This is a genomic window from Rhizobium sp. 2MFCol3.1 (assembly GCF_000377565.1).
Taxonomy (GTDB): Bacteria; Pseudomonadota; Alphaproteobacteria; order Rhizobiales; family Rhizobiaceae; genus Rhizobium.
Map to the genome: position 1 here is coordinate 33523 of NZ_KB898362.1, position 19929 is coordinate 53451.

The 19929-nt window shown below is 61.9% G+C and carries 15 protein-coding genes and 1 pseudogene; 2 read left to right on the forward strand and 14 right to left on the reverse strand.

Going from position 1 to position 19929, the window contains the following annotated elements:
* Positions 1 to 86 precede the first annotated feature (86 nt).
* The 8 genes and pseudogenes from tatB to D460_RS0118605 all read right to left on the reverse strand — a co-directional run.
* A pseudogene (gene tatB, locus D460_RS0118570) lies at positions 87 to 641 on the reverse strand (Sec-independent protein translocase protein TatB); the annotation flags it as partial.
* Between the two features lie 48 nt (positions 642 to 689).
* Positions 690 to 899 (reverse strand): twin-arginine translocase TatA/TatE family subunit, encoded by a 210-nt coding sequence (locus tag D460_RS0118575; RefSeq protein WP_026283293.1) that lies wholly within the window; start codon positions 897 to 899, stop codon positions 690 to 692.
* 186 nt (positions 900 to 1085) lie between these two features.
* Positions 1086 to 1793 carry an SMC-Scp complex subunit ScpB gene (scpB, locus tag D460_RS0118580; RefSeq protein WP_196809346.1) on the reverse strand — a complete coding sequence of 236 codons (708 nt, stop codon included), beginning with the start codon at positions 1791 to 1793 and terminating at the stop codon, positions 1086 to 1088.
* 20 nt (positions 1794 to 1813) lie between these two features.
* Positions 1814 to 2626, reverse strand: coding sequence for a ScpA family protein (locus D460_RS0118585; RefSeq protein WP_018900085.1), 813 nt, complete (start codon positions 2624 to 2626; stop codon positions 1814 to 1816).
* A 72-nt stretch (positions 2627 to 2698) separates the two neighbouring features.
* Positions 2699 to 3712, reverse strand: a complete 1014-nt coding sequence (gene nagZ, locus D460_RS0118590) for a beta-N-acetylhexosaminidase (protein ID WP_018900086.1) — start codon at positions 3710 to 3712, stop codon at positions 2699 to 2701.
* 140 nt (positions 3713 to 3852) lie between these two features.
* A complete protein-coding gene (locus D460_RS0118595) occupies positions 3853 to 6936 on the reverse strand; it encodes an SPOR domain-containing protein (RefSeq protein WP_018900087.1) in 3084 nt (1027 codons plus the stop codon).
* Between the two features lie 59 nt (positions 6937 to 6995).
* Entirely contained in the window at positions 6996 to 8753 is a 1758-nt protein-coding gene (gene argS, locus D460_RS0118600) for an arginine--tRNA ligase (RefSeq protein ID WP_018900088.1), read from the reverse strand.
* 65 nt (positions 8754 to 8818) lie between these two features.
* Positions 8819 to 10036, reverse strand: coding sequence for a deoxyguanosinetriphosphate triphosphohydrolase (locus D460_RS0118605; RefSeq protein WP_018900089.1), 1218 nt, complete (start codon positions 10034 to 10036; stop codon positions 8819 to 8821).
* A gap of 219 nt (positions 10037 to 10255) precedes the next feature.
* Here D460_RS0118605 and erpA point away from each other — a divergent pair, with 219 nt between their 5' ends.
* Together erpA and xth are read left to right on the forward strand one after the other, a co-directional pair.
* Positions 10256 to 10588 (forward strand): iron-sulfur cluster insertion protein ErpA, encoded by a 333-nt coding sequence (gene erpA, locus D460_RS0118610; protein WP_018900090.1) that lies wholly within the window; start codon positions 10256 to 10258, stop codon positions 10586 to 10588.
* 121 nt (positions 10589 to 10709) lie between these two features.
* Positions 10710 to 11501, forward strand: coding sequence for an exodeoxyribonuclease III (xth, locus tag D460_RS0118615; RefSeq protein ID WP_018900091.1), 792 nt, complete (start codon positions 10710 to 10712; stop codon positions 11499 to 11501).
* 53 nt (positions 11502 to 11554) lie between these two features.
* Here xth and exoR read toward each other — a convergent pair whose 3' ends face one another.
* The 6 genes from exoR to D460_RS0118645 all read right to left on the reverse strand — a co-directional run bounded on the left by exoR (position 11555) and on the right by D460_RS0118645 (position 19568).
* Positions 11555 to 12358: an exopolysaccharide production regulator ExoR gene (exoR, locus tag D460_RS0118620; RefSeq protein WP_018900092.1), complete on the reverse strand. Its 804-nt coding sequence runs from the start codon at positions 12356 to 12358 to the stop codon at positions 11555 to 11557.
* Positions 12352 to 12849 carry a hypothetical protein gene (locus D460_RS36015; protein WP_155947785.1) on the reverse strand — a complete coding sequence of 166 codons (498 nt, stop codon included), beginning with the start codon at positions 12847 to 12849 and terminating at the stop codon, positions 12352 to 12354. Before D460_RS36015 ends, exoR begins: the two co-directional genes overlap by 7 nt.
* 235 nt (positions 12850 to 13084) lie before the next feature.
* Positions 13085 to 14314: an OmpP1/FadL family transporter gene (locus tag D460_RS0118630; RefSeq protein WP_155947787.1), complete on the reverse strand. Its 1230-nt coding sequence runs from the start codon at positions 14312 to 14314 to the stop codon at positions 13085 to 13087.
* Between the two features lie 434 nt (positions 14315 to 14748).
* A complete protein-coding gene (locus tag D460_RS0118635; protein WP_018900095.1) occupies positions 14749 to 17592 on the reverse strand; it encodes a valine--tRNA ligase in 2844 nt (947 codons plus the stop codon).
* 120 nt (positions 17593 to 17712) lie between these two features.
* Positions 17713 to 18684, reverse strand: coding sequence for a DUF2497 domain-containing protein (locus tag D460_RS0118640; RefSeq protein WP_026283295.1), 972 nt, complete (start codon positions 18682 to 18684; stop codon positions 17713 to 17715).
* A 221-nt stretch (positions 18685 to 18905) separates the two neighbouring features.
* Positions 18906 to 19568: a protein-L-isoaspartate O-methyltransferase gene (locus D460_RS0118645; RefSeq protein WP_018900097.1), complete on the reverse strand. Its 663-nt coding sequence runs from the start codon at positions 19566 to 19568 to the stop codon at positions 18906 to 18908.
* Positions 19569 to 19929 lie beyond the last annotated feature (361 nt).

Here is a 19929-nt window from a genome sequence, read left to right on the forward strand (position 1 = left end):
GTGGCGACAGCTGCCGGCTTTGCGGCGGCCGTCTTCTTTGCGGGAGCAGCCTTGGCTGGTGCAGCACTTGCTGGAGCCGGCGCTGCCTTGACGGCCGCGGGCTTTGCCGCAGCACGCTTCGGCTTTTCGGCCGGCGTCACCGCGACGGCGGCTACAGCGTCCGCCTTGTCGGCGGCCTTGGCGCGGGGCTTGCGAGCGGGCTTTGCCGCGGCAGCCTCGGGCACGGCAGCCGATGCTGCAGGCACCGGCGTCGGCGCCGGCATGACTGCAGGCGTCTCGGTCGGTGCGACCTCGGGCGCCGGCATAAGACCAAGCGGCGCTTCCGTCTTGCTATCGACCGTTGTCGAGCGCTGGAGATCGGCCTTGATCTCGTTGCCCATCTGGCGAAGCGGGTTCATTGCCTCGCGCAGCGTGTTCACCGGGTTAAGCTTTTGCGCGTCATTCAGCGTCTGGCGCACGTCGTCCATATCGGCTTCGCGCAGCGCCTCGTGGAACTGGGCACGAAATTCGCCGGCGACCTTGCGGGCACGCTGCGTCATCTTGCCGAAAGCGCGAAGCATCGGGGGCAGATCCTTGGGACCCACCACGACAATCAATACGACCGCGATGACAAGCAGCTCGGTCCAGCCAATATCGAACATTCAAGGCTCCTGAACGGGAAACGCGGGGGCGGCGCTGCCCGGACTTGGTTACTTCGTTTCGTCGGCCTTGTGATCGACGGTCTTGCCTGTGGTGGTCGTGCTCGAAGCTTCGGGCGCGTCCTCGTCGTTCATGCCCTTCTTGAAGCTCTTGATGCCCTTGGCAACATCGCCCATCAGTTCCGGAATCTTGCCGCGACCGAAGAGCAACAGCACGATGACCAGAACGATCAGCCAGTGCCACATGCTAAAAGAACCCATTACGCTAACTCCTGTTGTGATGCTCTATTGATGTAAGAATACCCGACATCAAATCCAACATCTAATTCCCCGTAGATAGACGCTTAATGTCACGGTATCGACCATCGTGACAAGATAGTCCCCGGTCGAAAAGTCGTGAAGACAATTGTTTTAGCTTCCAGTGGCGAAACAAAGACACGGAGCCGGCTATTCCTCGGACGCACCGCCGGGCGCCAGAAGGCCCAGTTCCTCGAGATCCATCTGCGTGATGGGGTCTTCGTCTTCGGTCAGCTCGTCGTTCATCGACGGCGACGGAATGTTGAAATTGGCCGGGATGCGGCCGGAGAGCAGCCCTGCCCCCTTCAACTCCTCGATACCCGGCAGGTCGCGCAGTTCTTCCAGCCCGAAGTGATCGAGGAAGTCGCGCGTCGTGCCGAGAGTAACAGGACGTCCCGGCGTGCGGCGGCGGCCGCGAAAACGCACCCAACCCGCCTCCATCAGCACATCCAGCGTGCCGCGCGAGGTCTGCACGCCCCGGATATCCTCGATCTCGGCGCGCGTCACCGGCTGGTGATAGGCGATGATGGCGAGAACCTCAAGTGCTGCGCGCGAGAGCTTGCGCACCTCGTTTTCATCGCGGCGGATGACGAAGGAGAGGTCCGCGGCGGTGCGGAACGCCCAGGCATCGTCGACCCTCACCAGATTGACGCCGCGATGGGCGTATTCCTGCTGCAGCCGCAGCATGATGGCGCGCACGTCGAATGCCTTAGGCAGGCGATCGCTGATGAAAGCTTCCGAGACGGGTTGGGCGGAGGCGAAGACCAAGGCCTCGGCGATGCGCGCGGCCTCGCTCTCGTCGTGGATGGTGTCATCCCCGGTGCGTTCGGTGTCGCGCTCGGCGTTGCCATTTTCCAGATCGATGTCTTCCAGATCGCTCACGCCGGCAGCTCCTGTTCCACGACCTGCACCGTGGCATGGTTCGGTCCGCGCCGCATGTAGATCGGCTCGAAGACGCCTTCCTGGCGGATTTCGATCTTGCCTTCACGCGCGAGTTCGAGCGACGCGGCAAAGGCGCTGGCGATCGCCGTCACCCGGTCCTCGGGCGAAACCATGTAGGTCAAGATATGCTGCTCGAGCGCCGTCCAGTCGCCGATCTCGCCGATCAGGCGGGTCAGCAATTCGCGCGCTTCGGTAAGCGACCAGACGGTGCGGCGCGCGATCGTGACCTGCGTCACCGCCTGGCGCTGGCGCAGCGAGGCATAGGCCGTCAGCAGATCGTAGAGGCTGGCGTCGTAGGCGGATTGGTGGCGATCGGGTATATGCTCGGGCGCGCCACGCGCGAGCACGTCGCGGCCGAGGCGATTGCGGTTGACGAGGCTGCCGGCCGCCTCGCGCATCGCTTCCAGGCGCTTCAGGCGGAACGCCAGCGACGCCGCCATTTCCTCGCCCGAGGGGCCGTCATCCTTCACCTGCTGCGGAATGAGCAGGCGCGACTTCAGGTAGGCGAGCCACGCCGCCATGACGAGATAGTCGGCCGCGAGCTCGATGCGGATGCGGCGGGCGCTATCGATAAAGAGCAGATATTGCTCAGCGAGCGCCAGCACGGAAATGCGGGACAGGTCGACCTTCTGCGTGCGTGCGAGATGCAGCAACAGGTCGAGCGGGCCTTCGAAGCCGGCGACATCGATCAACAGCGCCGGATCGGTCGAGGCGCGGTCGGCGCCGCCCTCCTGCCACAGCTTGTCCATCGGCGTTGCCGATGTCTGCGGGCGCTCTTGAGCCTTTGTCGTCGTCGTCACGTCGTCTCGTTCCTTTCGCGATCAGACCGTCGCAAACATCGCATTGAATTCGGCGCGGATCGCGGCCTCGTCAGCGCCATCGGCCGTCGGGAACCCCTGCTCCACGCGCTTGGCGCGCTCGAGCGCTCCACCTTGCAGCAGCGGCACGTTGGCGACGACCTCAAGCATCTCATCCATATGACCGTTGCAATGCAGCACGATATCGCACCCGCCCGCAATGATATTCGCCGCCCGCTCGCCAAGCGTACCGCTCAGCGCGTTCATCGAACTATCATCGGAAAGCAACAGGCCTTTGAAGCCGATATGCTCGCGGATGATGCCGTCGATGACCTTGCGCGAGGTGGTGGCCGGATTATCCGGGTCGATCGCGGTGAAAACGAGATGGCAGGTCATTGCCATCAATTCGTCCTTCATGGCGATGAATGGCGGGAAGTCGTGGGCTTCGAGCTCCTCGCGCGAGACGCGGACGACCGGGAGCTCATGGTGGGAATCGGCAAAGCCGCGGCCGTGGCCGGGCATGTGCTTCATGACCGAGAGAACGCCGCCCGCATTCAAGCCTTCGGATGCGGCGATGCCCATGTCGGTCACGGTCTGCGGGTCCATGCCATAGGCACGGTTGCCAATGACGTTGCTGCTGCCTTCGACGGGAACATCCAGCACGGGCAGGCAATCGACGTTGATGCCGAACTTCGAGAGATCGAAGGCATGCAGGCGCGACATCAGCCAGGCCGCGCGCTTGCCCTTTTCCGGGTTCTCTCGATAGAGGTCGCCGAGCTGCTGTCCGGAGGGATAGTGCGGCAGGATCGGCGGGCGAATGCGCTGGACGCGGCCGCCTTCCTGATCGATCAGCACCGGTGCGTGCCAGCCGACGCTTTCGCGCATCTCGGCCACGAGGTCAGAGATCTGCTGCGGCTCGGAAATATTGCGGCCGAACAGGATGAAGCCCCAGGGGCGCTCGCCCGCGTAGAAGGCCTTCTCTTCGGGCGTCAGGGAAAGGCCGCTACAGCCAAGGATCATCGCTTTTGATTCGGTCATACCCGAATCATAGAGACGCCATCGCGAAATGCGAGCAGCGTCAACTGCCATTCACAAAAAAGAAGGGCACAAAAGAGAGCCCACAAACGAAAAGAGCGGCGGGGGGGGCCCGCCGCTCTCAATCAATTCAGTTTCGAGACTTACTTCGAAATCAGGCAGGAACCACCGGCTGCGCGATACTTTTCGCAGATCGCGGCTGCTTCGTCCTTGGAACCGGCCGTGATGCGCAGGCGATAATAGGTGCCCTTGCCTGCGATGTCGGCCTTGCGGATTTCGTAAGGCATGCCAGCCAGCACGCCGCCGAACTTCTTCGAAAGGCTTGCATAGGACTTCTTGGCTTCGGCTTCAGACGGCAGCGATGCGATCTGGACGCCGTAGCTGCCAGGAGCGGCCGTGGTCGGCTGTGCTTGATTCTGGGCCTGAGCTGCTGCCGGCGGAACCGCCGCGACTTCCTTTGGTGCCTGGGCGGCGGGTGCCGGTGCGGCCGTTGCAGGTGCGAGAGCCGAAGCGCCCGGACGCGATGCCGGGGTCGGCGCGGTGTCGGTCTTGGTGCTGGTTACGGCACGGACCGGCGGGTTGACGCTGTCAGGCGTTGCCGCCGCGGCCTTGGCAAGCACGTTCTCGGAAGTCTGCTTTGCGGTCGGCGTAGCACCTTCGACCGGCGTCGAGCGAATGTCGGCGGACGCCAGCTGTTCGATCGTGGGAGCCGAAGCCGATGCACCACCTGCGGCGATCTTCTGCGTCTGCACCGAGGTGGGCTTCGGCAGCGAGGATGCAGCAGGCTCCGGCGCCGGCTCGTCGCGGGCGACCAGCGTGCCGTCAGGCTTGACGATCATGGTGCGGACCTTGCGCGCCGAGACCGACGGCGAGGCATCCGATGGATTGGTCGCGGCTGTGTCGATCGCGCCGTCGTTCGGCAGCAGACGCGGGTCCTGCGTGTCGCCAACCGGCGTTGCCATGGATGGCATCGGCGCGTCGTTGTCTTCGGGCAGCGTTTCCGGCGTCAGCGTGCGCTGAACGACATCAACCGGCTGCTCGTCGCTTGACACCAGCGACTTCTGCTTCGGGGCTTCGGTGGCGGCGCCACCAACGCTGTCGTAGACAGCCTTGTCCTGGTTCGGAACCGTCTTGCCGCCCGGGTTTTCCGGAACGACCTTGACCGGATCCTTGTCGGCCACGATGACGCGCGGTTCGCCGCTGGCGATACCGAGGCCGCCGTCGCGCGCCAGGAAGGAATAGCCGGCATAAGCGACGCCGCCGAAAATGACGATGGCAGCGGCTGCCGCCAGCATGCGCTTCATCGAGCGGGCGCGGCTCATATCCTCGGCGTCGCTCGCCGACTGGATCTGAACTTCGGACACCGTCTCGCGACGCTGCTGCACGGGCTCATTGACGCTGCGTCGGAAATCTTCCTCCAGCGCGCGTTCGAATTCATCGAAGCTCTGGGCCTGCGGCTGCGACGGCTGCGGACGTGCAGCGGATGCCACGGCGGCGACAGAGGCCTGGGCGCGGGCACGGATGTCCTGAGCCGGCTTTGCGGGTGCTTCGACCGGCTTGGCCGGCGTCAGCAGGTTTGCGATTTCCGAATCGACGTCGAAATCGAAATCCGACATCGCGGGAACGGGCTCGTGCTTTTCGACCGGCGGCAGCGTCGGGACATGCATCTCGACCGCTTCCATCTGATACTCCGCATCGGAGATCATTGACGGATCGAAGGGCAGCTCTTCCGTGGTGTCGACGGCAGGTGCCGGCGCGCGGTAGGACGGTGCTGCGGGCTCCGGCGAACGGTAGACCGGTGCGGCTGCCTGATAAGCGGGCGCCTGGTAGGCCGGTGCCTGATAAGCCTGTGCCGGGGCGGAGGGCTGATAAGGTGCGGGTGCCGGCTGCGCGACAGGCTCCGGCTGGCGGACTGCCGGCTGGTAGGCCACGGGTGCTGCTACAGGCTGAGACTTCGGCTGTTCGACTTCCTCGGCGACAACAGGCTCGACGAAATCGAGGTCGGCGAGCTCAAGTTCGATGCCTTCGAGATCCAGCTCGAAGTCATGGCCGGCAAACGGGTCTTCCGCGTCAGGTGCGGCCTTGGCGGCGACCGGCTGGGGCTCGGGTGCATAGCGAGGCGCTACGGGCGCTACCGCTACAGGAGCTACGGCGACGGGCGGCTCGGGCACATAAGCCGGTGCAGGGATCGGTGCCTGGACGACCGGGGCGACCAGCTGGGCTTCCACGGGCGCAGCTTCGCGAGCGGTAACCGGATACTGCGAAACATCGGCGAGGAGGTCATCGATATCGAAGGCGATGTCGTCGACTTCGGATACGGCTTCCGTCAGCGCGGCATCGGCCTTGACGTCGCCATCCTTGGCGGCAGCAGCCAGATCGAAGGCGCTGTGATCGACGTTAGGTTCGACGATCGGCTCGGCAACGGGCTGTTCGAAAACGACGGCCGGCTCATGACGGTCGATCTCGGCGGGGAAGCTGGCGGCAGCTGGCGCTTCAAAGCGCGGCGCGGCTGGCACAGGCTCGGCGGCGACGACAGGTGCCGGAGCAGCGACAGGCGGTGCGGCCGGCTCTTCGCGGCGAGACGTATGGAAGTTGGCGATCGGCAGGCGGATGCTTGCGGCCGACCACTGCGGCGCCTTGGCGGGCTGCACCGGCGTCGGTGCGGCGCTGATCGAAAGCTCGAGTTCCTCGATCAGATCACGAGCGCCGCCGGAGACAGGCTCGGCGGGACGCGAGACGCTGGCCGCCCAATCGGCAGACGAGAGGATCGCGCGGGCATCGGGCTGTTCGACGACAGGCAAGGCCTCGTCTTCGACCCGTTCCGAGACAACTGGCGCTTCGTAATGAACCGGCTCGGCCTCGTAGCGCGGCGCCTGCTCGTAGTGCTGCGCAGGCTCGTAGTGCTGTGCGGGCTCGTAGTGCGGCTCGGGCTCGTCGTAGGTGACGGGCTCCGGCTCGGCATAGACTACGGGCTCAGGCTGAGCGTAAGCCGTCTCGATCGGATGATCGACGACTGCAGGCGCGGTCGGAGCGTCGTAACGCTCGAACTCGCGCAGCAGTTCGTCTTCGAGATTGAAGGCAGGCTCCTGCCTTGGCGCCGCTTCGACGGTGTTTGCCGCTACACGGGGCTCAAAACCGACGATACGCGCAAGCTCCGCAAGGGGATCGTCGTCAGCAAAGAGGTTCGCATCGTTACGCGTGTCATACGCCCGCTGTTTATCTGCCATACTCATCCACTCGCAAATGCAAAGGTTTCGTGCCAGCGCATTGTGGGTAAATGGTGACGCTACCGCATCTCTTCCGGCGCAGCCGTTCCTGCGATGGCAAGACCCGACTTCAAAACGGACGCAACGGCGTACACCAGCCCTAGTCTGGTAATACTAGACTCTCGGCTCTTATCGTTAATAAATCGTAAGTCTACCTGATCCTTGCCCTTATTCCAATGAGCATGGAAAGAACTGGCAAGATCATAGAGGTAGAATACGACACGATGCGGCTCTTGCGATTGAGCCGCCGCCTCGACCAGCCGAGGGAACTCGGCAACCTTCGCAACCAATTGTAATTCCGCAGGATCCGAGATTCCGGACACGGCGTTCGCGAGGATCTCAGGCGACACGTCGAGATCCGGAAACGCCTCCTTCGCCTGCCTGAAGACAGACATGCAACGGGCGTGCGCGTACTGTACGTAAAAGACCGGATTGTCTTTCGACTGTTCCGTTACTTTGGCGAAATCGAAGTCCAACGGCTCCGAGCTCTTTCTATACAGCATCATGAACCGCACCGAATCGCGGCCGACTTCCTCGACCACATCGCGCAGCGTCACGAAGTCGCCGGAGCGCTTCGACATCTTCACCGGTTCGCCATCGCGGAACAGCTTGACCAGCTGGCACAGCAGAACGGTAAGCTTGGCCTTGCCTTCCGACACACCGCGCGCGACCGCTTCCAAACGCTTGACGTAGCCGCCATGGTCGGCGCCGAGCACATAGATCATCTCGCTGAAGCCGCGATCGAACTTGTTCTTGAAGTAGGCGACGTCGGCGGCGAAATAGGTGTAGGAGCCGTCGGACTTGATCAGCGGGCGGTCCATGTCATCGCCGACCTCGGTCGAGCGGAACAGCGTCTGCTCGCGGTCTTCCCAATCTTCCGGCAACTGGCCCTTCGGCGGCGGCAGCGTGCCCTTGTAGACGTGGCCCTTGAAGGTCAGGTCGTTGATCGCCGTGCGGATGGCGGCAGCGCCATTGGCGTGCAGCGTGCGCTCGGAGAAGAACACGTCGTGATGGACGTTCAACGCTTCCAGATCCTCGCGGATCATCACCATCATCGCATCGATGGTGCGATCCTTGACCAGCGGCATCCACTGATCCTCGGGCATGTTGTGCAGCTTGACGCCGTAGTCACGCGCCAGCGCTTCGCCGACCGGCACGAGATAATCGCCCGGATAGAGGCCTGCCGGGATCTCGCCGATCTTTTCGCCGAGCGCCTCGCGGTAGCGCAGGAAAACGGAGCGCGCCAAGACGTCGATCTGCGAGCCGGCATCGTTGATGTAGTATTCCTTGGTGACGTCGAAGCCGGCGAAGGACAACAGGTTGGCCAGCGCGTCGCCGACGACGGCGCCACGGCAATGGCCGACGTGCATCGGGCCGGTCGGGTTGGCGGAAACGTATTCGACGTTGACCTTGCGCCCCTCACCCATCGTCGAGCGACCGTAGTCGGTGCCAGCAGTGATCATCGAGGCCAAGAGGCGCTGCCAGTAGCCGACGGCGATCCTGACGTTGATGAAGCCAGGGCCCGCGACCGATACTTCGGCTACGTCCGGATCTTCCTTCAACTTTTCGGTGATGATTTCGGCCAGCGCGCGCGGATTGGTGCCGAGCGGCTTGGCAAGCACCATCGCCGCATTGGTCGCGACATCGCCGTGGCTCGCATCACGCGGCGGCTCGACGGCAATGCGTCCGAAATCCAGCTCGGATCGCTTTTCCTTGACCAGATCGATCTGTTCAAGGGCGGTTTTAATCCTGGCTTCGAAATCGGTAAAAAGGTTCATCGCACTCTTCCATGCATAGGCTGTGCCACACGGCATCCGCCCGGCCTTTGCCGAGCGACCGCTGCCTAGCGCAAATCGGGAGTCTGGTCAAACAATCGCCTGTGGGCGCTGATGGCGTAGGTGTCGGTCATGCCGGCGAGATAATCGCCAACATGGCGCGCCTTCGGCGCCTCGGCCAGCCCCGCGATGTGATCCACCCAATAGTGGCTCTGCATCTCCTTCGGGTTGGCCATGTAGGCCGAAAACAGGTCGGTGACGATCTGTGCTGCGCCTGAGCGAATGCGCATGATGTCGGGATGGCGATAGATGCGCTTGAAGAGCATCGCCTTGATCTGCCTGTCCGTCTCGGCCATGCCCTCGGAAAACGTCGCGATCACGCGGCTGGCGTGCCTGACGTCGTCGGCGCTCTCGGGGCGGATTTCCGCCAGGCGCTCCTGGGCGACCGAGATCACGTCCTCGACCATGCGGGTGATCTGGCGGCGCATGATCTCGTGCGTGAAGCGGCTCGGCTCCAGCGTGGGGTAGCGCTCCCTCACCTCGGCCATCAGACCGGCCAGGAACGGGATATCCTCCAGCATGTCGAAGGTGAGATAGCCCGAGCGCAGGCCGTCATCGATATCGTGGGTATTATAGGCGATATCGTCGGCGATCGCGGCCACCTGAGCCTCGAGGCTGGCGAAGGTGTCGAGCTGGAGATCGTGGATCTCGCAGTAGTCGAGGATCGGCTGAGGCACGGGGCCGCGCGTGCCGGTTCCGTCCTTGGTGAGCAGCGGGCCGTTGTGCTTGACCAGGCCTTCCAGGCTTTCCCATGTCAGGTTGATGCCATCGAAATCGGCGTAGCGGCGTTCGAGCTTGGTGACGATGCGCAGCGACTGGGCATTGTGGTCGAAGCCGCCATAGGGCAGCAGCACCTCGTGCAGCGCGTCCTCGCCGGTGTGGCCGAAGGGCGTGTGGCCGAAATCGTGCACGAGGGCGACGCCTTCCGCCAGGTCCTCGTCGAGTTTCAGCGCCCTTGCGAGCGCGCGGGCGATCTGGGCGACCTCGATCGTGTGCGTGAGGCGCGTGCGATAGTGATCGCCATCCTGGGCGATGAAGACCTGGGTCTTGTGCTTGAGACGCCGGAAAGCCGTCGTGTGGACGATGCGGTCGCGGTCTCGCTGAAAGTCCGAGCGCGTCGGGCTGGAATTCTCGGGATAGAGCCGCCCACGCGTCGTCCACGGGTCAGCCGCGTAGATTGCCCTGTCGCTGTTACCGAAGCCTAATGCACGTCTGTCGATCGTCATTCTTCACCGTCACTCGCCATGTCCAGGCTCACGCCCATTGACGCCGCCATATGCTCTTCATACCTATAGAGAGCATAAACGGCAAAGAGACGACGTATCGCCCACTTTGCCGCGGGCCGCGCTTTCGTGATATAAGGCCCGATCGCATTGAAAAACAGCCGTTTATATTGATGGCTGGACCACTATTCTCTCCGGATCTTGACCCCGGCAGGAGCAGACATGACCGAAGCAAGTGTAACCCTTTCCGACGCGGCTGCGAAGCGAATCGCCACCATCGTCGGCAGCGACCCCGGCAAGAGCGCGCTGCGCGTCTCAGTCGAAGGTGGCGGCTGTTCGGGTTTTTCCTACAAGTTCGACCTGACCGACGGCATCCAGGATGACGACGTGGTCGTCCAGAAGAACGACGCGAAGGTGCTGATCGACAGCATGTCGCTGATCTACATGGCGGGCTCCGAGATCGATTTCGTCGATAACCTGCTCGGCCAGTCCTTCCAGATCAAGAACCCGAACGCGGTTGCCAGCTGCGGATGCGGCACCAGCTTCTCGATCTGACCGCCCTCCTCCGCTATCCACACCGAACCGGCCGAAGATTGTCTTCCGGCCGGTTTAACGTCTTGTCGCTTGTCTCAAGACCACGCTAGAAGAAGACGTCAAAGCGGAACGGGACAAAAGAATGAAGATCGCGACCTGGAACATCAACGGCGTCAAGGCGCGCATCGACAACCTCACGCAATGGCTGAAGGATTCGAACCCCGATATCGCCTGCCTGCAGGAGATCAAGACGGTCGACGAGGGATTTCCGCGGCTGGAGATCGAGGCGCTCGGCTATCATGTGGAGACGCATGGGCAGAAGGGCTTCAACGGCGTCGCCATTCTCTCCAAGACCAAGCCGGACGAAGTCACGCGCGGACTGCCGGGCGATCCGCTCGACGAGCAGGCGCGTTTTCTGGAAGCGGTGTTCTCCATTCCCGGCAATCGCGTCGCCCGCGTCTGCTGCCTCTATCTGCCGAACGGCAACCCCGTCGAGACCGAGAAATACAGCTACAAGCTCGCCTGGATGGAGCGGCTGCGTGCATTCGCGGCCGAGCGGCTAGCTTACGAGGAAATCCTCATCCTTGCCGGCGACTATAACGTCATCCCCGAGCCGCATGATTGCTTCGACCCGAAGGTCTGGGAGAATGACGCGCTGTTTCTGCCGCAGACGCGCGAGGCGTTTCGCAGGCTGGAGAGCCTGGGGCTGACCGATGCGGTGCGTGCGACGACGGATGCGGTGCCGGCGTATACGTTCTGGGATTATCAGGCCGGCGCATGGCCGAAGAACAACGGCATTCGCATCGATCATCTGATGCTGTCGCCGGAGGCCGCCGACCGGATGACCTCGACGGCGATCGAAAAACATGTGCGTGCCTGGGAGAAGCCTTCCGACCACGTGCCTGTGGTCGCCTATTTCGATTTCGCGGCCTAAGGGCTAGGCGGCGCCAATCGAGGCCGGATCTCGGCGATCCGGTCTTACATCGCTCAGTCGGTGTTGCTGCTGGCGATCTTGTGAGAGAGGGCGATCGCGTTGCGGCGGTCGCTTTCGCTGGCAACCGAGAAGGCCTGCTCCTGAAGCGATTCCATCCAGTTGCAATCCTTCGGCTTGCAGCGATCGAGTGCCGCCGTCATCAGCGCCAGGCCGTTGGCCGACTGACCTTCCTGGAACAGGATATTGCCGAAGACCGACATGGCGCCCGGGTGACCGGCCTTGCGGGCCTGGTTCAGCCACTTCTTGGCCTGCTGCGTGCTGGTGGCGCCACCATCGCCGGCAAGCATCATCTGCGCCAGCTGGAACTGGGCTTCGGGGACGCCGAAGGTGGAGGCAACCTGGAAGTAAATCTGGCGCGCCTGAGTGAGATCTGTCTTCACGGGGCTGCCTGGAATGCCGTGCTTGTAATAGCCGGCGAGCGACAGCAGCGCGTTGACGAAAAAGCCGGTATCCTCGGAGCCGGGCTCGACGCCCTGCTGGGCGATCTCGCTGTAGATCTTGAAGGCTTCGAAATCATCCTGCGCGACGCCGTCGCCATCGGCATACATGTTGGCAAGCGCCCAGCGCGAGCCGGTGTGGCCCTTTTCGGCCGCGTATTTGTAGGCTTCGACAGCCTCTTCCTTCTGGCCGTTCTTGTAGGCCTTGAAACCGAACTTGAAGAGATCGAAAGGACCGGATTCCTTGTTGACGCCCGACTTGATGTCGAACGCGCTTGCCGGACAACTCATCGCCGCGCAGCAGGCGACGGAGAGCCCCATAAGCATCAATCTGAAAGGTCTGAACTCGAACGTCAGCATTTCACTCGATTTCTTTCGTTTCCACCCATACGCGCCATCTCGAACATCCCGCCCGTTCGGCCCGCAGATAAAGTCCCTTCGGCGAGCGATCCCGCGGTGGGTTCCAAGACCCGCTTGCCCGCGTCGCATCCAGCCTTCGGCTCCCCAGAGAGAGCCATCATTCTCTTCGCACCGACCGCATCCACCCGCTTCCCGGCGCGAACTGACGGCGATGCCTTCAACCTCATTTCAGCGAGCCCGCCGAGCGGCATTTCGCCTTCAGAAATGTCGTAGTCACCAATTGTGACAAAACGCGAGACGTCGTTACCGAAAGCCAGTTCGGAAAGCGGCAACACCGTCGAACGTGAGGAAACTGAAAGGCTTGAGAAGGCTGCGATAGAACGGCGCTTTGCGGCTGAAACACCCTGTAAAACAGGCGAAACAAGCGAAGCGGCGGCAACTGCGCCACACCTCATGTCCGTCTTTTTCACACTCACCGAAAAACGACCCATCTTACTCTTTTACGCGCACCCTATGCCTGTCATTCCCTCGCCCGAGATTACCGCTGCGCCTAGTTTGTGGCGGGAAATGGACAATTCGTGATGGAGCCCATCATACGCCAACACTCAAAAAAAACTGTTGCTGAATCGTCACAAAATGACACGTGACGAGAGCATGCTTAATGGCGCCCAGACAAAGAAAAGCCCGACAGTTTGCCGGGCTTTCACTTGCACTGATCTTGGTAGGTCAGAACTTGACCTTGATGCTGGTGGAGATGGCCGCCACGAGATCGTTGCCGAAGTCGTAGGAGACGTCGTTGCCGTAGGTGACACCACCTTCGGTCAGAACGCCCGACGAACCGCTCGTCAGGACACCAACCGCGCCGGCAAGCCGCCACTCGATGTTTTCGGTCGGGCTGTAGGCTGCGCCGACGCCAAGCGTCCAACTATCCGTCTGCGCACCGTAACCATGGCTCGTGCCACGATCCCAGGTGACGCTAACCGCCCCGCTCCACTGATCGTTGAACTTGTGGCCAATACCGCCTGTAACCGTCCAGCCGTCCTGGTAAAGCAGGTCGAGCGAAGTCAGCTGGTTCTTCGCCGTGCAGCTCGTTCCGCGTGTTGCGACGGGGCAAAGAGCGATCGACTGCAGAACGCTCCAGTTCGTCCACTTGACGGAGCCGAAAGCCAGCCAGTCCGGCGCGATGCCGCTCTGGAGCTTCAATTCCAGCGAATCCGGAGCTTCCGCTTCACCATAGACGTTGGTGACGACGCCAAATGGTGCGGCGTTGAGTGGAGCGATCGGCGCACGGACCTGCGTGAGATCGACGGTGCCGCTGAGGCTGTCGTACTTGACGCGGCTGTTGTACATGAGGCTGGCACGCAACGCGTACTCAGGAATCTCGAAGGCAACGCCCGCTCTCCAACCCCAGCCGCTGTCCTCGAGATCCAGACGGCCGACGCCGTTGCCGGTGCCGAGCAGTGATGGAACCGTGCTGACTAGGCGCTCCTTGAAGCCTTCGACTTCCTGATAGAAGGTGCCGCCGATGATACGGAACTCGCCCGGACCAGCGTCGAACTTGTAAGAGCAGGTCGCACCATAATTGTGCGTGGTGATCTTGGTTTCGATGTTGTTGTTTGCACCGGCCCAGTTCGCACCCGGATTGGTGTGCGCTCCGAAGGGCTCGGAATAATCAAGCAAACAGTCGACAGCATCGCCGAAGCCGCCCTTCAGGCCTACGTACGGAATTGCGTAATTTTCCGTATCATCGGCAGTGTTCGGCCGGTTGTTCAGATTGCCGCCGCCCGGGTATGCCGAGGTAGCTGTATCCCTTACATTCTTCAGCTTGCGCTGCGGCATGACATAGATCACGCCCGACTGGACGGAGAACTGTGATGCATCGAACAACTGATCGATATTATAGCCGCCGCGATCCAGACCGCCCGCGAGGGCAGGCTGGGTGAGCGCCGAAATCATAACAAGCGGCAGGGCTGCCGCCAGAACCTTACGAGATGCCAAGGTGTCTCCCCCACTGAGGCAATTGCGATGGTGGGACTGTGACGGCGAGAGGTTAAAATGGCAACTTCGTGACCGGGCGCGATTGAAAAGTGAGCTAATGGATGCTTTACGTAAAAAATTGACGAGCACGTCAAAATTTCCTCATTTTAGAAAATGTATCTCAAAAAATCCTGGAATCGATCAGGTGATAGGGTGATCGTTCTATACGAGCACAGATATGTTACCTTCTGACAACAGTTTGATTTTTAGCAAAAACTTCGTGGAAAAGCTGAAAAATGGCGTGCCGCCGGCCAAGTTGTGGCGGCGGAAGGCCCGATTACGGTTAATTTTTCGAAAAAAGCGCCCGATTCTTCATCGGGCGCCTTGGAATGAAATACTATTGAAAGTTGATTTTACGAAGCTTCATCTACACGCGAGAGCGCGATCTTGAGGCTCGCGAGTTGAACAGTCAGCTCTTCCAGACGTTCCCGTTCGGCCGCGACAACCTCCGGATTGGCGTTGGCGACGAACTTCTCGTTGGAGAGCTTGCCGTTGATTCTGGCCATTTCGGCCTCGGTCTTAGCGATCGCCTTTTCAAGGCGGGCCTTCTCGGCACCGAGATCGATCAGCGCGCCGAGCGGCAGGCAGACCGTCGCTTCGCCGGCCACGATCTGGGCAGCACCCTTCGGCGCCTGCTCGGCCAGCGAAATGCCGTCGACACGCGCGAGGCGCTTGATCGCCGCATCGTGGCGCGACAGCCGGTCACGCGTCAGGCTGTTGGCGTTGACGAAGACGAGCGGGGCTACGGCCGACGGCGGTACGTTCATTTCGGAGCGAACCGAGCGGATGTCGGAGACGAGGTCGATCAGCCAGTTGATCTCGTCGGCTGCCGCGTCGTCGGCGTAGGACGGCGACGGCCATTCGGCGTGGCAGACCAGGCCATCACGCTCACGGCCCTCGCCTGCCGTATGCGCCCAAAGCTCTTCGGTCATGAAGGGCATGAAGGGATGCAGCAGCTTGTAGATCTCTTCGAGCACGTAGGCGACGCAGGACTGCGCCTCCTTCTTGGCGCCCTCGTTCGTGCCGCCGAAGATCGGCTTCAGCAGTTCGAGATACCAATCGCAGACCTGGTTCCAGACGAAGCGATAGAGCACGCCGGCGGCATCGTTGAAGCGATAGGCTTCGATCGCCTCGGTAAGATCGCGTTCGGTGCGGGACAGTTCCGTCAGGATCCAGCGGTTGACCGTGAGCTCGGCGGCCTCGGGAATGAAATGCGGGTCGTTGACGACGCCGTTCATCTCGGCGAAGCGTGTGGCGTTCCACAGCTTGGTGCCGAAGTTGCGGTAGCCGGCGATGCGGGCCGGATCGAGCTTCACGTCGCGGCCCTGGGCCGCCATGATCGCCAGCGTGAAGCGCAGCGCGTCGGCGCCGTACTCGTCGATCAGTTCCAGCGGATCGATGACGTTGCCCTTGGACTTCGACATCTTCTGGCCGTTCTTGTCGCGAACCAGCGCGTGAATATAGACAGTGTGGAATGGCTCGACCGGAACGCCGTCCTCGTCCTTCATGAAATGCAGACCCATCTGCATCATGCGGACAACCCAGAACGGGATGATATCGAAGCCGGTGACGAGCACGTTGGTTGGATAGTAGCGCGCAAGCTCGGGGGTCTTTTCCGGCCAGCCGAGGGTCGAGAACGGCCAGAGAGCGGACGAGAACCAGGTGTCGAGCACGTCTTCGTCGCGCGTCAGGATTTCGCCCGGCTGGAAGTTCTCGAGTTTCTCCTCGACCCAAGCCTTCCACGGTCCCTCATGGGCGATGTAGTGCTGGATGGCAGCCTGCAGCGCCTCTTCCTCGGTCTTCTCGACGAAGACCTGGCCATCGGGACCGTACCAGGCGGGAATCTGGTGACCCCACCACAGCTGGCGCGAGATGCACCAAGGCTGGATGTTTTCCATCCACTGGAAATAGGTGTTCTCCCAGTTCTTCGGCACGAAATTGGTGCGGCCTTCGCGGACCGACGCGATCGCCGGCTGGGCCAGCGTCTTGTTGTCGACCCACCATTGGTCGGTCAGGCGCGGCTCGATCGGCACACCGCCGCGGTCGCCATGCGGAACCACATGCTTGTGCGGCTCGATCTTGTCGAGCAGGCCGGCCTCTTCGAAAATCTCGACGATGATCTTGCGGGCGGTGAAACGGTCCTGGCCCTCCAGACGGTCCCAGGCGCCATGCAGGGCGGCCGGATGATCGAGACCTTCGAGGAAGTCCTCGTTCTCCTTGATCGAGATCGAGGCATCAATGTTCATGACGTTGATGGCGCGCAAACCGGCGCGCTTGCCGACCTCGAAGTCGTTGAAGTCGTGCGCAGGCGTGATCTTGACGGCGCCGGTGCCGGCGGTCGGATCGGCGTAATCATCCGCGACGATCGGGATCTTGCGGCCGACGATCGGCAAGATGACATGCTTGCCGACGATCGACTTGTAGCGCTCGTCTTCAGGGTTCACCGCGATGCCGGTATCGCCGAGCATCGTTTCCGGACGGGTGGTTGCGACGACGATGTAGTCGCGCGTCTCGAATTCCGTCGGCTTGCCTTCCTCGTCGAAAGCGATCGGGTACTGGTAGGTGACGCCCGCTTCCAGCGGATAGCGGAAGTGCCAGAGATTGCCCTTGACCTCCAGCTGCTCGACTTCCATGTCCGAGATCGCGGTCAGCAGCTTCGGGTCCCAGTTGACGAGACGCTTGTCCTTATAGATCAGGCCTTCCTTGTAGAGGCTGACGAAGACTTCGAGGACGGCTTCCGAGAGACCCTCGTCCATGGTGAAGCGCTCGCGCGACCAGTCACAGGAAGCGCCGAGGCGCTTCAACTGATTGAAGATCAGGCCACCCGACTCGTTCTTCCACTCCCAGACCTTCTCGATGAAGGCTTCGCGGCCCATGTCGCGGCGGCCCGGAAGCTGCTGTTCCATCAGCTTGCGCTCGACGACCATCTGCGTGGCGATGCCGGCATGGTCCATGCCCGGCTGCCATAGCACGTCCTTGCCGCGCATGCGCTCGAAGCGGACCATGATGTCCTGCAACGTGTTGTTCAGCGCGTGGCCCATGTGCAGCGAACCCGTCACATTCGGCGGCGGGATCACGATGGTGAAGCTTTCGGCGCCCGGCTTGGCGTTCGCGCCCGCGCGGAAAGCGTCCGCCTCGTCCCATTTCGCGGCGATCTTCGGTTCAACGGCTGCGGAATCGTAGGTCTTTTCGAGCATTTTTGGACCAAATCTGGAGGTTTTCTGGATGCGGGTTGTAAATAGGATGCCCGCCAGCAAGTCAATAAAAAAGCCGCCCCGGGGACCGGAGCGGCTCTTTGTAAAAAGCGACGGATCCGATCAGCGGCGCGGGCCGCGCGCCACGCGCTCGATCTCTTCGCGCACAAGGCGCTCGACCAGGGTCGGCAGGTTGTCGTCGAGCCAGTCGCGCAGCATCGGGCGCAGCATGTCTTCGGCGATCTCGTCCAGCGAGCGGCGCTCGGCACCATCGATGGCGGCGGCCAGTTCCTCGAAGGAGCGGGCGATCTGCAGGCCGGCATCCTGCGACAGCAGCGACTGTTGGGCTTCTTCCATCAGGCTCGGCAGAAGACGATCCGACAGCGGTGCGGAGACCGGTTCGGCGTAGAGCGGTTGTGTTGCGACCGGCGCGGCGGACATCGGCGTAGCGGACATGGGCGAAGCAGCCATGGGCGGAGCGATGGCGACCTGCTCCTGAACCGGCGCTGCCGCGGGCTGAACGGTTTCGGCCTCGACTGCCACCGGCTGCTGAGACGGCATTTCGAACGCCATCGCGGCCGGCTCGTCAGCCAGCACGGGCTCGGGCGCGCGCTGCGGCGCGGGAGCAGCCTGCTGCATCACCGGGTGCTCCTCGACTGCCTGCTGCTGTGGCTGCGCTTCCATGACGGGAGCCGGTGCGACGGGCGCCGGCTGCTGGCGGAACTCGAGAGGCGGTTCGCGCTGCGGCTGCAGCGTGTTGCGCTCAGAGGCGGCGCGAACGCGGGCGGCGACATCCGCGAGCGACATGGCGGCGCGCGGCGCTTCCTGAGCCGGTGCAGAGCCGGCCGAGTTGGCGGCGACGAAGCGCGGATCGGTCTGCTGCGGTGCGGGATCGGGGAATTCCACGCCGGCATAGGCCTGATCAACAGTCAGATGAATGTCGGAGCCGTGATCGTCTTCATCATCACCGTAAACAGGCGGCAGCGATGAGGAGAGTGCCCTGCCCGCGCCCGGCTCATTGCTTTCGATGATCTGGCGGATCGACGCCAGGATTTCTTCCATGGACGGTTCACGCGCTACGCTTGGCTGAGCCATATCTATCCCCGTTACTCTCAAACAACGACCGGATTGCGAGGTGTCGGCATCCGAATCACCCAGACTGTAGGATAGCCGATCGGGGAAAAAAATCATCGCGAATCAAATGACTGCCGCTTTGCACAGTTTTCTGGAAGGTCAACCGCCTTGCACAGTGTTGACCTCAAACAGAAACGGGCGCCAGTGGCGCCCGCATCTTCAAAAACCGCGCTATTCGTTGCTTAGAACACGAATTCGCGTGCCTTGGCGAAGCCCGGCAGCGGCTTCACGGAAGCGTTGAAGAAGACGTTTTCGGAGACCGCGCCGCGCTCGCTGACGAACACAGTCGCACGCGCCGAGCCGCCATATCCCTTGATGGTGACAAGGCGACCACCTTCACGCAGCTGCGAGAAGAGCGAAGCCGGAACTTCTTCCACCGCGCCGTTTACGAAGATCAGGTCATAAGGCGCGCCCTTGGCGCTACCGGCTTCGAGCGATCCCGTTACGACGGAGACGTTGGCGTAATCGGCGAGGTTTGCCGTTGCCTCGGCGGCAAGCGCTTCGTCTTCTTCGAGAGCGACAACCGAACCGGCGAGCTTGGAGAAGAGTGCGGAGACATAACCCGTGCCACAGCCGACATCGAGAACGACGTCATCCTTGGTCACGGCTGCAAGCTGCAGCAGCTTGGCGAGCGGCGACGGCTGCATCAGGAAACGAGCCGGCTTGCCCGCCTGCGCCGGACAGATTTCGACGTCGGTATCGATATAGGAGATCGCCTTGGACTTTTCCGGCACGAAAGCCTCACGCGGCACGGCAAGGAAAGCGGCCTGAACAGAGTGAGAGGTGACATCCGTGGTGCGGATCTGGTTGTCGACCATGTTGGCGCGTGCCGTCTCGAAATTCATAGTGTCCTCTCGCCCAATGAAAAGCGCTTATTGCTCACCCGTGTCTTAATCGCAGGGCAACCGGCTTTCAAGGCTTCCTGAGCGACTGCAGCAAGAATTCGGACGGTGTGGCCATTCGCCTAGGACCTTCAGAAAAATCCATGGTGACGTTCATAAGATTGTGATAATATTGCAACCGGAGGAATAAGGAGGAGAAGATCATGTCAGTCATAGCTGAATATTTCTCGCTGTTCGACTTTTTCATCGTCGCCGCGCTGATCGCGATCATGTGCTGCGGCTTGCTCGGAAAAGAGACAGGCTGAGTTTCGGACATCGTCTCCCGCAACCAACACGTTCAGGTGATCGTCAGCTTAATTAGCGA

What these genes read in the sequence shown, in the direction of transcription:
- D460_RS0118605 (WP_018900089.1), bottom strand. Translation starts at nt 10,036, where the DNA reads ATGACGATCGACAGACGTGCATTAGGCTTCGGTAACAGCGACAGGGCA.
- argS (WP_018900088.1), bottom strand. Translation starts at nt 8,753, where the DNA reads ATGAACCTTTTTACCGATTTCGAAGCCAGGATTAAAACCGCCCTTGAA.
- xth (WP_018900091.1), top strand. Translation starts at nt 10,710, where the DNA reads ATGAAGATCGCGACCTGGAACATCAACGGCGTCAAGGCGCGCATCGAC.
- D460_RS0118575 (WP_026283293.1), bottom strand. Translation starts at nt 899, where the DNA reads ATGGGTTCTTTTAGCATGTGGCACTGGCTGATCGTTCTGGTCATCGTG.
- erpA (WP_018900090.1), top strand. Translation starts at nt 10,256, where the DNA reads ATGACCGAAGCAAGTGTAACCCTTTCCGACGCGGCTGCGAAGCGAATC.
- D460_RS0118635 (WP_018900095.1), bottom strand. Translation starts at nt 17,592, where the DNA reads ATGCTCGAAAAGACCTACGATTCCGCAGCCGTTGAACCGAAGATCGCC.
- nagZ (WP_018900086.1), bottom strand. Translation starts at nt 3,712, where the DNA reads ATGACCGAATCAAAAGCGATGATCCTTGGCTGTAGCGGCCTTTCCCTG.
- D460_RS0118640 (WP_026283295.1), bottom strand. Translation starts at nt 18,684, where the DNA reads ATGGCTCAGCCAAGCGTAGCGCGTGAACCGTCCATGGAAGAAATCCTG.
- D460_RS36015 (WP_155947785.1), bottom strand. Translation starts at nt 12,849, where the DNA reads ATGGGTCGTTTTTCGGTGAGTGTGAAAAAGACGGACATGAGGTGTGGC.
- exoR (WP_018900092.1), bottom strand. Translation starts at nt 12,358, where the DNA reads ATGCTGACGTTCGAGTTCAGACCTTTCAGATTGATGCTTATGGGGCTC.
- D460_RS0118595 (WP_018900087.1), bottom strand. Translation starts at nt 6,936, where the DNA reads ATGGCAGATAAACAGCGGGCGTATGACACGCGTAACGATGCGAACCTC.
- D460_RS0118585 (WP_018900085.1), bottom strand. Translation starts at nt 2,626, where the DNA reads ATGGACAAGCTGTGGCAGGAGGGCGGCGCCGACCGCGCCTCGACCGAT.
- D460_RS0118645 (WP_018900097.1), bottom strand. Translation starts at nt 19,568, where the DNA reads ATGAATTTCGAGACGGCACGCGCCAACATGGTCGACAACCAGATCCGC.
- D460_RS0118630 (WP_155947787.1), bottom strand. Translation starts at nt 14,314, where the DNA reads ATGATTTCGGCGCTCACCCAGCCTGCCCTCGCGGGCGGTCTGGATCGC.